Raw genomic sequence first — 14,450 nt, forward strand, 5'->3', positions numbered from 1 at the left:
TGTTGTTTTCCGTGTCAATAGCACACGGATTGCGGGGGGTGGACACGGATTTTGCTTTAACAGCAAGTACAATTTTTCAGAAGGACTGCATCTGTGTGTGCCCCTAGGCACCCGTGTCTAATCAAAAGAAAATCCGTGTTCTATTTTTTTACGATAGCACACGGATTACACAAATGAGATACGGATTTTTCTAATCCCTAGAAATTTCCTTTTTCAATATTTTTCCAGTAGCACTCATAGGAAGTGCATCCATAAATCTTATTTCTCTTGGATATTTATAGGCAGCTATTCGCTCTTTTGTCCAAGCTATTAAATCCTCTTCGGGAATAGTTTGACCAGGTTTTAAAACCACACAAGCTCTTATTTCTTCGCCTCGTCTTTCGTTTGGAATACCTATTACGGCTACCATAGAAACGGCATCATGCTGCATAATGACCTCTTCTACTTCGCGAGGATACACATTCAATCCGCCTCTGATAATCATTTCTTTGGTTCTGTCAACTATAAAAAAGAAACCGTCATTATCTTTTACGGCCACATCTCCAGAATATAACCAGCCTTCTTTAAGTGTTTTGGCATTGGCCTCGGGTCTATTATAATAGCCCTTCATAACGTTATGACCTCTGTAAATAAGTTCTCCTTTTTCACCAGTAGGCACTTCGTTTCCTTCAGCATCTACAATTTTGACATCAACGCCCCATACTGGTTTTCCTACCGAGCCTGGCTTTCTTCCAAGGTCTAATTGGTTAAAAGTGACCACGGGCGAGCCTTCAGACATTCCGTAGCCTTCTAAGATGTTTACATTAAATCGCTCTTCAAATTCTTCTAGTACATTGACAGGAAGTGCAGCTCCGCCAGAGGCACATATTTTTAAGTTCTGAGAAATTTTGGCGTAATCAAAGGCATCTCCGGTATAATGCAACAATCCCCAGTACATACTAGGAACACCTGCAAAAACAGAGACATTATGCTTTTCTAGCAATCCGAATACTGCGGCGGCATCAAATTTAGGCAGCAGGACGGATGTGGCCCCTCTATATGCTGCGGCATTCATCAATACCGTCATGGCAAATATGTGGAACAATGGCAATACGATTAACACGGTATCTTCCGAGTTCATTCGAGTTAAATCAGCCGAAAGAATTGCATTTTGAAGTAAATTACTATGCGTAAGTTCTGCTCCTTTTGGTTTACCTGTGGTTCCTGAAGTATAAATGATTACGGCGGTATCTTCAGCACCAGTTTGTACGGTGTCAAATAAAGGCGATTGACCGCTCATTAGACTACCCAAGGTTTGCGTTCCTTCAATAGAAGAAGGCATTTCGGGCTTTGGCATAATCATGAAAAAGTGTTCACAAGAGTTGGCTTGCTGAAAGCCATCATAGCCCATTTTTCCCATGGGTAAATCTTCCGTTCCTATAAAACAGAAATATGCTTTAGCTTCACTATCGGATAAATGGTAATCTATTTCATCTTTTTTTAATAAAACACTTAGAGGAACTACCACCGCTCCGGCTTTTAAAATTCCGTAATATATAATAGGGAAGTAAGGTAGGTTGAAGCAGCTTAGTGCTACTTTGTCACCTGGTTTTATCCCTTTAGCCACTAGTCCGTTAGCTACTTGGTTAGCTGCTCCGTTTATTTGAGCAAAATTGAGTTCTGTATCGCCAAAAATATAGGCCGTATTAGTAGGGTACTTTCTGGCACTTTCCTGAATACAGGTTGAAAGATTAAGCATAGTTTAAAAGTATTTTAATGTAAGGGCAATTAGTTTTCTTTTGAAGTCTGTGTAGGGAGGCATAATCATCTCAATGGCACCAGGGATAATTTGTTTGTAAACTCCTCTTGCATTTGAAAAGGCAAGAAATCCATAGTAGCCATGCGATTTTCCAATACCGCTATTGTTAGAACCTCCAAAAGGAAGGTTTCCGTTAAAAAACTGGACATCGTTATTGTTAATACATGTGGTGCCAGCTCTGGTGTTTTTTAATATGTGGTCTGTGTTTTTATTATTGCTGCTATAAATATAAAGTGCCAGTGGTTTTTCCCCAGCGTTTATTTCGGCTATAACTTCGTTAATATCTCGAAAGGTAAAAATGGGTAAAACAGGGCCAAAGATTTCGTTCATCATTAATGAGCTGTCTTTAGCCACGTCTGTTATTAAAGTAGGGGCAATGTATTTTTCATTTGACTGGCCTCCTGCTATTATTTTGGCACCTTTAGCTACGGCATCTTTGACATAACCCATCACTCTTTCTGCATGTTTGGTGTTAACCATTCTGCTGTAAGAATCAGAGTTTTCTGGATTTTCTCCAAAAAACTTTACCAAGGTATTTTTCATCTCTGCAATGAGTTCTTCCTTCTTGCTTTCGTGTACATAGAGGTAATCAGGGGCAATGCAAATTTGACCCGTATTTAGAAATTTACCCCAAATAAGCCTTTTTGCCGTTGATTTTATGGAAGCCGTTTCGTCAACTATGGTTGGAGATTTTCCTCCAAGTTCTAGCGTAACAGAGCAAAGGTTCTTGGCGGCAGCCTTCATTACTATTTTTCCTACACCAGGAGAACCCGTGAAAAAAATATGGTTAAATGGTAGCTCTAATAAGGCCGTTGACGTTTCGACAGCTCCCTCAAAAACGGCAACCTCATTGGGTTCGAAAAGCTCCTCCACTATTTCTTTAATAACAGCTGAACTGTTAGGTGTCATCTCTGACGGTTTTATGATTACCGTGTTTCCTGCGGCAATGGCCGAAACAAGAGGCCCAAATGTGAGATTAAAAGGAAAATTCCATGGAGAGATAATCAAACAAACCCCTTTTGGCTCATACTTTATATAAGACTTAGAGCCCAGAAGACTTATGGGAGTACTTACAGCTTGGTCTCTGGTCCATTGTCCTAAATGGTGCAGTGCCTCTTTGACCTCGTTTTTGATGATGAAAATTTCATTAAGGTCAACATCTTCTGCGGGCTTTTTAAAGTCCGCCATCATGGCTGCCCTAATTTTATCTCTGTAGGTAAATTCTACCGCTTTATTTAGAGCTTTAAGTTTCGCTTTTCGTTCTTTAATGGTGCAGTTGGCAATAGTATACTGGTTGGCTTTCTGTGCAGCAAATGTTTGCTGAATGAGTTCCTTGCTTTTTGAGTCTACTATTTTGTCCATTTTATTTTTTTAAAACTTATATACGAGAGCGTTACAGTGCATTCCAGCACCTACCGAAGCCATTACCACGGTCATTCCTTTTTTTATTTCGTAGTCCCCTAGCCGTTTTTTTAAAATCAAATCGAGCATGGTTGGTACAGTAGCCACCGAAGTGTTTCCGGTAAACTGAATGGTGGTTGGTATTTTCCCTTCAAACGAAGTGCCTTCCATGCCATACATTTCAGCCAAATTGTTTGCAAAAGCATGCAGCATTTTACCGTTGGCTTGATGAAATAAAAACATATCTACGTCGGCTACGGTTAGTTTGGCTTTATCGAGGGCTTTTTTTATAACCTTCGGTACCCAAACGGTGGCATATCGATAAACATCCTTGCCATTCATTTTGAAAAGGGTAGGGAGGTCTAGTTCAGGATTGTTTGACTTGTCTAAATAAATGCAGCCAAGGTCTTCTTGAGCATGAGAAAATGTGGCGTATGATAAAATTCCAATATCAGTCTCTTCTGAAGAAGAGATTATAGCTGCTCCGCAACCATCTGCCAAAATCATGGAATCTAAATCATGAGGATCTAAGAGCCTGGAGGCCACCTCAATGCCGAGCACCAAAACGTTCTTGGCGTCACCCGCTTCTATCGCCTGTTTCGCTTGAATTATTCCTTGAATCCAGCCTGGGCAGCCAAAGAGAATGTCATAAGCAAAGCACTCATGATTGCTTATTGCGAGCTTGTTTTTCAAAATAGCGGCCATATTAGGCACGGTATGAAAACCTGCAGTGCCTTCCAGCATGTTTCCAGCATTATGAGCCACAATGATACCGTCAATCTCGTTTTTGTCGAGTCCAGAATCTTTAATGGTTTTCTCAGCAGCAGCTACCATTAGCGGAGCCGAGTCGCCTTCTTTTGCAATGTAGTGCCTTTCTTTTATGCCGGTAATAGCCTCTAGTTTAGCTATTATTTCTGCTTGCGGTTTGGGATTTGGAACGCCATCAGGGCTCATAAATTGATGGTCAAGAAAGTAGTCGTTTTTTATGACTCTTTCTGGAAGTTCTGTTCCGGTACCTTTTATGACTGTGTTCACGGTTTTTTGTTATATTTTTCGTTTTCAGGATCTCGATATGCTCCAAAAGGAATTTTTAGGAGGGGGCCAATATGCTCGTTTTCTTCAGGAGACATATAGGTATCTATTCCATAGATTAATTTATTTTTTTCTATACTACTATACGTACCGAAAATCCTGTCCCAAATGGAAAAAATATTTCCATAATTAGAGTCGGTGTATGGCTGCGTATAGTGATGGTGCACATGGTGCATGTTAGGCGTTACTATAAAGTAGCTCAGTATTTTATGAACGTTGTCTGGTAGGTTTATATTGGCATGGTTAAACTGAGAAAGCACCACCGAGATAGATTGATACATAAAAACCATCCACATGGGTGCACCCGTTATCACTACGGCTATGGTAGTAAAAATAAGCCTAAAAACGCTTTCACCTGGGTGGTGTCTATTTGCTGAAGTGGTGTCCACATTAAGGTCGGAATGATGAATTAAATGAAACATCCACATCCATTTTACTTGATGCTCTAGCCAATGAATAAAGTATGCTCCTATTAAATCAAGAATCATTAAACCCAAAATGGCATAAGCCCAAATAGGCATTTCGGGAAGCCAATTGATAATGCCAAAATCATTTTTCACAACCCAGTCGGACGATTTTACAAGAATAAAAGCAAGAGGGAAATTGACCAGAATGGTGGTTAGCGTAAAGAAAATGTTTAGACCTGCGTGTTTGACCTTTTTATACTTGAATTCAAACAAAGGGGCTATTGACTCCAAAATCCAAAAGAAGGCTATTCCTCCAACTAGAATTATGGTTCTATGAAGGGGTGGAATGGTATCAAAGTAGTTTATGATGTTTTCCAATTTTTAGTTTAGCTTGATGAATGAATCAGAAAAGTACAAAATATTGTTTGAATAATTAAAGCGACGCGTTTTTTTGAAATTAATCCGTGAGAATAGCAGCTGCTCCTTTTTCAGCAATCATATAGATAGGTGCATTGGTATTACCCGAAACTATGGTTGGCATGATAGAGCCGTCTATGACTCTTAAATTTTCTATGCCATGCACCTTCAAATTATCATCAACCACTGCCATATCATCAGACCCCATTTTGCAAGTTCCTACAGGATGGTAGACCGTTTCTACTTGTTTCAAAATATGGTCCATAAATGCTTCGTCAGAACTATAATCTGGCGGAGTTAAATGTGCCTCCATGTGTTTTGAGAAAGCATTAGAATGTAAGATTTCTAAAGCCTTTTTGCCAGCGTTTAAAAGTAGCAGCCTGTCTGCTTCTTCTGAGAGGAAATTGGGTTGAATAAGTGCTTGGTCAAAAGGGTTAGAGCTTTTCAGTCTTACCTCACCTCGGCTTTTTGGTCTTAACAGAGTTGGTAAAATGGTGAATCCATCTTGCTTAGGAAGTGATTTGTGATTGTAAATATCAACCGTGTAATCATTACCAATATTTATGGCTGCAAAGTGTAATTGATAATCAATTCTATCTGGGCTAGCAGCGGTGCTGCCAAAAGCCACAGATTCTAATGGGCCAATAGTCAATGCTCCCTTTTTGGTAAAGAAGTATTGAATGAAATCTTTCGTTTGATTGAATAAAGACAAATGGTGATTTTGACCTTCTTGGGTATTGGCTAGGCCACTCACACCATAAAAAAGGTGGTCTTGCAGGTTTTTTCCTACACCATTAAGCTCTTTAATGCACGTGATGCCATGTTTTTCTAATTGACTTTTTTCGCCTATTCCGGAAAGCATCAATAGCTGAGGCGAAACAAAAGAGCCAGCCGAAAGAATAACTTCCTTAGCGGCCTGGAAGGTTTGAATATTGTTTTTTCCAAGTTCTACCTCTACTCCTTTAGCTATGTCGTTCTCAATATTGACTCTTCTGACCGTAGCTCTGGTAATTATGCGGAGGTTTTTTCTTTTAAAAGCGGGTTTAAGAAACGCTCCAACGGCACTATGTCTTTTACTGTCTTTAATGCTAAACTGAAATTTTCCTACGCCTTTTTGCGAAGCTCCATTATAATCAGGGTTTAGTTCAAAGCCCTGCTCTATGGCAGAGTCTATAAAGGCTTGTGAAAATGGGGTACCAAAACTCTGATTAAAAGTAACATTTAGCTCGCCGCCACTACCATGGTATTGGTCTTGATGGTCTTCATTATGCTCTGACTTTTTAAAATATGGAAGTACATCTTTATAGCCCCAGCCTTTATTGCCGGCAGCTGCCCAGTCATTATAGTCTTCTTTATTGCCTCGCACATACGCCATGGCATTGGTAGTGCTACATCCTCCCAGCACTTTCCCTCTTGGGAGGTATATTTTCCTATTTAGTATATGTTCTTGTGGCTCTGTATAGTAGCCGCCATCTACTTTAGTTCTGTGAAGTTTTGCGTAGCCTGCGGGAATATGAATTTCTAGCTTTTTATCTGGTCCGCCAGCTTCTAAAAGCAAAACTTGATTCGCAGGGTTTTCAGAAAGCCTGTTGGCTAAAACGCATCCAGCACTTCCAGCCCCCACTATTATGTAGTCGTATTTCATCAATTTTAGGGTTTGTTGATTTATAGCGAAGTGTGGTAGGCTTTGAAGTTAGTCGTTTTTCTTCAATATTTCCCAAATTAAGCCACTTTCATACCCTTTTTGCATGGCATACTTAGCTGCTTTTTGATTTTTGACAAAGGGGTTGGACTCCGTTCTTAAAGCATGAAGCTTCTTATGAAGCAAAGCCTGTAACACCAAATAATACTCTTCCTCGTCAATTTCAGCCATTCCTTTTTTTATGCAATAATCTGTTAGGCCACGTCTCTTTAGTTCTAGCAAGATTTTTCTTCGTCCCCACTTCTTAACCCTAAATTTGCTTCCAGCATAAACTTTAGAAAATCGTTCTTCGTTCAGGAAGTTTTCTTGAATCAATTCTGAGATAATCTCTTCGGCAGGTTCGCCATAGGTGTGCCATTCTTGGAGTTTTTGACGCACTTCATCTTGGGTTCTTTCTTGATAAACACAAAAATTACAAGCTTTAAGGAATATACCTCTGTCCATTAAAATTGTTGAAATAAGGTTTTTGGGTGTGCAAAATACCATTTATCAATAAAAACATGATACATTCTTAACCAATCTTACTTTTGTATCTCTATTTTTGATTTCAAGATTCATAATAATATAAGCACATGCTTCAATTTTTTAAATACGTTTTGGCCACAGTGGCAGGGTTGTTTGTCTTTTTCATCCTATCCCTAGTTCTTTTGGCAGGTATTGGTTCTATGTTTTCTAGCTCCGATTCTGTGGTGACGGTTAAAGAGAATTCTGTTTTAGAGCTTAACCTTAACCAATTTATAATAGAGGATGCTCCTTCAGAAGACCCTTTATCAGAGCTTTTCGAAAACGGGCCAAGTAAAGTGGGCTTAGTTAGTTTAAAGTCTGCCATTCTTAATGCCAAAGAAGACCCAAATGTAAAGGGTATCTTTTTAGACTGCGGATACCCACAAGCAAGTTTTGGTACTTTAGAAGAGCTTAGAAATGTATTAAAAGAATTTAAGGAGTCAGGTAAGTTTATCTATGCCTATTCGGAAGTAATGTCGGAGCAGGCTGTTTATGTCAATTCTGTGGCTGATAGAATATTTTTGAATACCGCCGGTGGCTTAGAGTTTAATGGTTTGTATGGAGAAGTGACATTCTTCAAAGGACTTTTTGATAAGATTGGTGTTAAGCCACTTATTTTTAAAGTTGGAGATTATAAAAGTGCAGTGGAACCATTTGTCAGGACTAATATGTCTGATGCCAATCGAGAGCAAGTAACTTCTTATATAACTTCGATAGCAGACCATATCTATCATCAAGTAGCGGAGTCTCGTGGAATGACAGATGAAGAAATAAAAGAGATACTAAATGATAATGTTAGTTCGTCTAAAGATGCTTTAGAAAGGAAGTTAATTACTGATGTTGGGTATTATGATGAATTTGAAGCGGTTTTGAGAGAAGCTTTGGAAATAGAAGAGGATGATAAAATCAATTTCATTTCGGCCAAGAAATATGGTAAGGCTAAGAAAATGATTAAAAGCGGCGATAGAAATCAAAGAATTGCGGTAATAGTAGGACAAGGAAACATAGTTTCTGGAGAAGGAACAAATGAGGTGATAGCCTCAGAAAGCTGGATAAAGGAACTTAGAAAAGCTGCAAAAGATAAAAAAGTAAAAGCCATAGTGCTGAGAATTAACACTGGTGGTGGAAGTGCTTTGGCTTCTGATATTATGTGGAGAGAAATTCAGCTTGCAAAGAAAGAGAAGCCAGTATATGCTAGTATGGGAGACTATGCTGCATCAGGTGGTTATTATATGGCAATGGGCTGTGATACTATTTTTGCAAACCCAACTACAATAACAGGCTCTATTGGTATTTTTGGAATGCTGATAAATGCAGAGGAACTTCTAAATAACAAACTGGGTGTAACTTTTGATGGCGTGGAGTCTCATGAGCATTCAAACTTCCCATCAGTAGTAGGGGAGATGTCTGATGTAGAGAAAATGATGATTCAGAAGAGTGTGAATGAAGGGTACGAAGAGTTTACCTCAAAGGCAGCGGCAGGAAGAAATATGTCACTTGAAGATTTAAAATCCGTAGCGAGTGGACGGGTTTGGACGGGTTTGCAGGCAAAAGAAAATGGCTTAGTTGATGTGCTTGGAAGCTTAGAAGATGCCATTCAATTGGCTGCTGAAAACGTAGGTATCGAAGATGATTTCCAGGTGAGATATTACCCAAAAGCGAAAAGCGAAATAGAGTTTTTGATGGAAAAACTATCGGAGCAAAGCTCTCTTAAATTAGACCAGAAGTTAGGGATTTTAGCCCCTTATCTTAAAGAGATAAATGCTCTACAGAAAATGGACAAATTACAGGCTAGAATGCCTTATGAGATTAAGGTAAAGTGATTTAGTTTTATTAAGGTTTAAGCTTTTGCTTAAACCTTAATAAAGATTTTCTTTTGATACATCCATCTTAAAAGAAGCCACTCCATTATCAAAATAACACTGCCCGAAACTAATGTTTGATAAGGCATCCCAAGGAAACTAGCATAGTTTTCTCCAATGTGAATTTGAAAGTTTTTGTGTATAAAGCTATCAATGGTATGAGCCATGACATAGGCAGCTAAAGAGTTCATGCCTATTATTTTAAGCCAGTTAAATGGTTTGATTATTTCTTTTTTATCAGCAAGCCAATGGAAAAGAGTTAGGATAAAAAAGCATAGACCGCCGCTAAATAAAGTCCAAGATGGCGTCCAGATTCTTTTTACTATTGGGTTAATTCCTGCAAAATGAAGTACCAAGCTGATAGTTATTAGGCTGCCGCCAATTTTTACGAAACGCATTATTTTATCGGAGCTATCTTCTAGTAATATTCTTCCAGCAAAAAGACCAAGAATCATGGTGCCAAGTGTTGGTATAAAACTTAAAGTAGCGTAACCGCCACCATTAAAATTAAAAACGGATTCTCTTGGGAAAAGATTTAAGAACCATCGGTCAAAAGCCCAAGCTAGGTTGGTGTTCTTGTTCCAATGAGAAGCTATACCAGAGTAATTGTGTTGCCAGTCTGGAGAAACTCCTGTGTTAGATAAATTATTAAGAGAAGGAGGAATTTCATAAAGGAAGAATGCAAGCCAGTAAGCTATAAGAAGAGCTACCAGTGCAATCCATAGTTTTCTTTCGCTTTTAGAACCAAGAAGAAAGAGGATAGGATATCCAAGCCCTATTTGTGATAAGGTGTCTTCAAAAGTCCAGTTGGTAATAGAGCTATACATTGACCTTAAAAACACTCCTAAGAGTACCAATATAGCGGCACGTTTGATTACATGTAACCACAAATTTTTAGAATCATCTCCTTTACTAATTCTTCGTGCAACAGAAAATGGCAAGGCTACACCGACTAAAAATGTAAAGGAAGGCTGAATTAGGTCATGTAAAGAGCAGCCAGCCCAAGCTACATGTGATTGGTTAAAGGCTAAAAAGCTCCAAAAGCTACTTTCTGGCAAGTTTGAAGAGACTTTACTTAAGTGCCAAACCTCTGCCATCATCAGAAACATGACTAGACCTCTATAAATGTCAACAGAGAGGATTCTTTTTGAACTTGCCATTCGTTTTTTCATTTCATGAATTAATGCGGGAAATTACTTATTTTCTGTGACTTTAGTTTTTGCCGATTTGTCATAAAAAATGACTATTTTTACGTGGTAAAACAAGAGCCCATTTTTATGGGCTTTTTAGTACGAGAAATTTAATCTAAACTACAAAAATAAACCCTTTAGAGTATGTCTGACGGAGCAGAGAATAGGAAGGATTATTCAGCTAATAATATTCAAGTTTTAGAAGGTCTGGAAGCGGTGCGTAAGCGTCCAGCCATGTATATAGGAGATGTAGGAACCAAAGGCCTTCACCATTTGATATGGGAGGTAGTGGATAACTCTATTGATGAGGCCATGGCCGGTTACTGCGATACTATTGGAGTAACTATCGAATTAGACAATTCCATAACTGTTCAAGATAACGGGAGAGGTATTCCTACGGGATACCATGATAAAGAGAAAAAGTCGGCACTAGAGGTTGTTATGACTGTTTTGCATGCCGGTGGTAAGTTTGATAAAGATACTTATAAAGTGTCTGGTGGACTTCACGGGGTGGGTGTTTCTTGTGTGAATGCCGTTTCTAAATTATTAAGAGCAGAGGTACACAGAGAAGGCAAAATCTTTGAGCAAGAGTATAGAGCGGGAAAACCTCAATACGATGTTAGAGAAATAGGCACTACGGAGAAGCGTGGTACTTTTATTCAGTTTTGGCCAGATGAAACTATTTTTGAAACTGTAGAGTATAAGTTTGAAACGGTGGCTAATAGGCTTCGTGAGTTGTCTTTCCTTAATAAAGGAATTACGCTAAAGCTTACGGACATGAGGCAGCTGGATGATGATGGTAAACCTGTTTCTGAAGATTTTCATTCAGAAGGTGGTTTAGTAGAATTTGTAGAATACATAGATCAAAGTAGAGAGCGTCTTATTCCAATGCCTATGCATATGGAAGGAGAAAAAGATGGTGTACCTGTAGAGGTGTCTATGATTTACAATAACTCTTACTCTGAGAATGTATCTTCTTTTGTAAATAATATCAATACAATTGAAGGAGGAACGCACGTTTCTGGTTTTAGAATGGCCTTAACAAGGACATTGAAAAACTATGCTGACAAGTCTGGTATGTTGGCAAAAGAAAAAATTGAGATTTCTGGAGATGACTTTAGAGAAGGTTTAACAGCCGTAATTTCTGTTAAAGTGGCTGAGCCTCAGTTTGAAGGTCAAACAAAAACCAAACTAGGTAACTCAGAAGTTACTTCTGCAGTGAGTGGTTGTGTTCAAGAAATGCTTGAAAACTATCTGGAGGAAAACCCGAAAGAAGCCAAAACTATTGTAGACAAGGTTATCATAGCAGCTAAAGCAAGAATAGCAGCTAAGAAAGCTAGAGAAATGGTTCAGCGTAAAAACGTTTTGACTGGTTCTGGTTTACCAGGGAAACTAGCCGATTGTGCCAACTCTGACCCAGCTGTTTGTGAAGTTTACCTTGTCGAGGGAGACTCTGCAGGTGGTTCTGCTAAACAAGGAAGAGACAGAGCATTCCAAGCTATTTTGCCACTTAGAGGTAAAATTCTTAATGTGGAGAAAGCTCAGGAATATAGAATTTATGAGAACGATGAGATAAAAAACATTATCACAGCATTAGGTGTGAGAATGGGTAGAGATGGTGATGAAAGAGCTCTTGACATGGAGAAACTACGTTATCATAAAATTATAATCATGACGGATGCGGATATTGACGGTAGTCACATTCGTACCTTGATTTTGACTTTCTTCTACAGGTTCATGAAAGAACTTATTGAAAAAGGTTATTTATACATTGCTCAGCCACCATTTTACTTGGTTAAAAAAGGTACTAAGTCAGAATATTGCTGGACAGAAGATCAGCGTATTGCGGCTATAAAAAGGCTAGCTGGTAATGGTAAAGAAGAGTCTGTAGGTGTTCAGCGTTATAAGGGTCTTGGAGAGATGAACCCGGAACAACTTTGGGAAACCACAATGGATCCTGAAGGACGTACCCTAAAGCAAGTAACAATAGATTCAGCGGCAGAAGCTGACCATTTATTCTCTATGTTAATGGGAGATGAAGTAGCTCCGAGAAGAGAGTTTATTGAGAAAAATGCAAAATATGCTCATGTAGATGTTTAATCCAAACTAGCAATATTTAAAAGGCCGTCCTTATCCAGGGGCGGCCTTTTTTCGTTAAAAAGGAAGACTTTTTATAGTCTTTGCACATTAATAGGTATTTTATCAGAAATGAATCTTTTATGCTATCTTTTGAATGGTTAAATTAGAGAAGTCTTCATTATATTTGTCATATCAACTCCATGAAAAACACTAATTTTACTTCAATAAATACAAACTATAAATACCTATAAAGAAATGACTGATATGAAACCCTGGCTTAAAAATTACCCTGAAGGGATTCCAACTGAAATAAATCCGGACTTACATAATTCTTTAATAGATTTAATAGAAGAGGGTTTTAGCAAGTTTGCGTCAAATTCTGCTTACTCTAATATGGGTAAAGAATTGACCTTTGCCGACATAGATACACACTCAATGCACTTTGCAGCATACCTACAAGGTTTAGGTTTAAAACAAGGTGATAGAATAGCTATTCAAATGCCGAATTGCCTGCAGTATCCTGTAGTTTTATTTGGAGCTTTGAGAGCAGGATTAGTTGTGGTTAATACAAACCCACTTTACACGCCTAGAGAGATGAAGCATCAGTTTAAAGACTCTGGTGCCAAGGCAATAGTGGTGGTAGCTAATTTTGCTTATAACCTAGAGAAAGTCATTGCTGATACGGCTATTGAGCACGTAATACTGACTGAGTTAGGAGACATGTTGAGTTTTCCGAAAAAGCAATTGGTGAACTTTGTAGTGAAAACAGTAAAGAAAATGGTACCTCCTTTTTCTCTTCCTGCGGCTGTTAAGCTTTCTGCTGCTTTGAGCCAAGGGGCAAGTCAAGCATATGTAAAACCTGCGGTCAAAAGAACGGACTTAGCTTTTATTCAATATACTGGTGGTACCACTGGTGTGTCAAAGGGAGCTATGCTTTCTCATAGAAACTTACTAGCCAATTTGGAAGCAAATGATGCTTGGCAAAGTGTTATTATGGGCGATATAGAAGAGGACAAAATTGTGGTGGTGGCGGCACTTCCGCTTTATCATGTTTACGCCCTTACTGTTAATGCCCTTACTGCATTAAAGACTGGTGTTATGAATCTTTTGATTACTAACCCTAGAGATATGGCAGGGTTTATAAAAGATTTAAAGAAGAATCCTCCTCATATTTTTACAGGTCTTAATACGCTTTATAATGGCTTGTTAAATCATCCAGACATAGTTGGGGTAGACTGGAGCAGATTAAAGATTACATCAGCAGGAGGAATGGCTTTACAGAAGGCTGTAGCTAATAGATGGAAAGATATGACAGGCTGTTTACCAGTAGAGGGGTATGGATTGTCTGAAACGTCGCCAGTATTAACTTCCAATCCTATCAAAGGAGACAATAGAATAGGAACCATAGGTGTGCCATGGCCTAGTACTGATATCAGAATATTAAAAGATGATGAAACTTGGGCAAAACCTGGTGAAGTAGGAGAGATTTGTGCCTTCGGTCCACAGGTAATGTCGGGTTACTATAACAGACCAACAGAAACAGAGAATACTTTCTTTATAGACCCTTCTGATAACAGAAGATGGTTTAAGACAGGAGATATTGGAGAAATGAGCGAAGATGGTTATTTCAGAATAGTTGATCGCAAGAAAGACATGATTATAGTATCTGGATTTAACGTTTATCCTAATGAGGTGGAAGATGTTATAGCTGAGCATCCAGGTGTATTAGAGTTAGCTTGTGTAGGTGTTCCTGACCCTAAGTCTACAGAAGCTGTTAAGGTTTTTGTGGTAAAGAAAGACCCAAATATTACAGAGGCAGAGATTAAGGCTTTTGCGAGAGAAAACCTTACTCCTTACAAATGCCCTAAACATGTAGAGTTTAGAGAAGAATTGCCAAAAACTAACGTTGGTAAAATCTTAAGAAGGGCTTTGAAAGACGAAGCTAAATAAGCTCATTTTTTAAAGGATAAATACCCCGCCGAAAAATTCGACGGGGTA

General features: G+C 38.7%; 10 protein-coding genes. 3 read left to right on the plus strand and 7 right to left on the minus strand.

Going from position 1 to position 14,450, the window contains the following annotated elements:
• Window positions 1–190 precede the first annotated feature (190 nt).
• The 6 genes from AC0L6O_RS03355 to AC0L6O_RS03380 form a co-directional block, all read right to left on the minus strand.
• Entirely contained in the window at window positions 191–1,738 is a 1,548-nt protein-coding gene (locus tag AC0L6O_RS03355) for a long-chain-fatty-acid--CoA ligase (RefSeq protein WP_473306322.1), read from the minus strand.
• A gap of 3 nt (window positions 1,739–1,741) precedes the next feature.
• A complete protein-coding gene (locus tag AC0L6O_RS03360) occupies window positions 1,742–3,160 on the minus strand; it encodes an aldehyde dehydrogenase family protein (protein WP_473306323.1) in 1,419 nt (472 codons plus the stop codon).
• A 9-nt stretch (window positions 3,161–3,169) separates the two neighbouring features.
• Window positions 3,170–4,234 (minus strand): 3-oxoacyl-ACP synthase III family protein, encoded by a 1,065-nt coding sequence (locus AC0L6O_RS03365; RefSeq protein WP_473306324.1) that lies wholly within the window; start codon window positions 4,232–4,234, stop codon window positions 3,170–3,172.
• On the minus strand, window positions 4,231–5,076 hold the full coding sequence (locus AC0L6O_RS03370; protein WP_473306326.1) for a sterol desaturase family protein: 846 nt from the start codon (window positions 5,074–5,076) through the stop codon (window positions 4,231–4,233). Before AC0L6O_RS03370 ends, AC0L6O_RS03365 begins: the two co-directional genes overlap by 4 nt.
• A gap of 79 nt (window positions 5,077–5,155) precedes the next feature.
• Window positions 5,156–6,760, minus strand: a complete 1,605-nt coding sequence (locus AC0L6O_RS03375; protein ID WP_473306327.1) for a GMC family oxidoreductase — start codon at window positions 6,758–6,760, stop codon at window positions 5,156–5,158.
• A gap of 48 nt (window positions 6,761–6,808) precedes the next feature.
• Window positions 6,809–7,261: a regulatory protein RecX gene (locus AC0L6O_RS03380; RefSeq protein WP_473306329.1), complete on the minus strand. Its 453-nt coding sequence runs from the start codon at window positions 7,259–7,261 to the stop codon at window positions 6,809–6,811.
• Window positions 7,262–7,389: 128 nt separating this feature from the next.
• Here AC0L6O_RS03380 and sppA point away from each other — a divergent pair, with 128 nt between their 5' ends.
• Window positions 7,390–9,144, plus strand: a complete 1,755-nt coding sequence (sppA, locus tag AC0L6O_RS03385; RefSeq protein ID WP_473306330.1) for a signal peptide peptidase SppA — start codon at window positions 7,390–7,392, stop codon at window positions 9,142–9,144.
• A gap of 29 nt (window positions 9,145–9,173) precedes the next feature.
• Here sppA and AC0L6O_RS03390 read toward each other — a convergent pair whose 3' ends face one another.
• Window positions 9,174–10,343: an acyltransferase family protein gene (locus tag AC0L6O_RS03390; protein WP_473306331.1), complete on the minus strand. Its 1,170-nt coding sequence runs from the start codon at window positions 10,341–10,343 to the stop codon at window positions 9,174–9,176.
• Window positions 10,344–10,517: 174 nt separating this feature from the next.
• Between AC0L6O_RS03390 and gyrB the strand changes: the two genes are divergently transcribed.
• A complete protein-coding gene (gyrB, locus tag AC0L6O_RS03395) occupies window positions 10,518–12,473 on the plus strand; it encodes a DNA topoisomerase (ATP-hydrolyzing) subunit B (RefSeq protein WP_473306332.1) in 1,956 nt (651 codons plus the stop codon).
• 234 nt (window positions 12,474–12,707) lie between these two features.
• The gene (locus AC0L6O_RS03400) at window positions 12,708–14,402 is read left to right on the plus strand and encodes an AMP-binding protein (RefSeq protein ID WP_473306334.1); all 1,695 of its coding nucleotides are present in this window, start codon (window positions 12,708–12,710) and stop codon (window positions 14,400–14,402) included.
• The last annotated feature ends 48 nt before the right edge of the window (window positions 14,403–14,450 follow it).

This window comes from Arcticibacterium sp. GJ41-1 (assembly GCF_055808875.1).

Excerpts from the sequence above, each read along its gene's own strand:
- AC0L6O_RS03360 (WP_473306323.1), bottom strand. The coding sequence starts at position 3,160 with ATGGACAAAATAGTAGACTCAAAAAGCAAGGAACTCATTCAGCAAACA.
- AC0L6O_RS03355 (WP_473306322.1), bottom strand. The coding sequence starts at position 1,738 with ATGCTTAATCTTTCAACCTGTATTCAGGAAAGTGCCAGAAAGTACCCT.
- AC0L6O_RS03380 (WP_473306329.1), bottom strand. The coding sequence starts at position 7,261 with ATGGACAGAGGTATATTCCTTAAAGCTTGTAATTTTTGTGTTTATCAA.
- AC0L6O_RS03400 (WP_473306334.1), top strand. The coding sequence starts at position 12,708 with ATGACTGATATGAAACCCTGGCTTAAAAATTACCCTGAAGGGATTCCA.
- gyrB (WP_473306332.1), top strand. The coding sequence starts at position 10,518 with ATGTCTGACGGAGCAGAGAATAGGAAGGATTATTCAGCTAATAATATT.
- sppA (WP_473306330.1), top strand. The coding sequence starts at position 7,390 with ATGCTTCAATTTTTTAAATACGTTTTGGCCACAGTGGCAGGGTTGTTT.
- AC0L6O_RS03390 (WP_473306331.1), bottom strand. The coding sequence starts at position 10,343 with ATGGCAAGTTCAAAAAGAATCCTCTCTGTTGACATTTATAGAGGTCTA.
- AC0L6O_RS03375 (WP_473306327.1), bottom strand. The coding sequence starts at position 6,760 with ATGAAATACGACTACATAATAGTGGGGGCTGGAAGTGCTGGATGCGTT.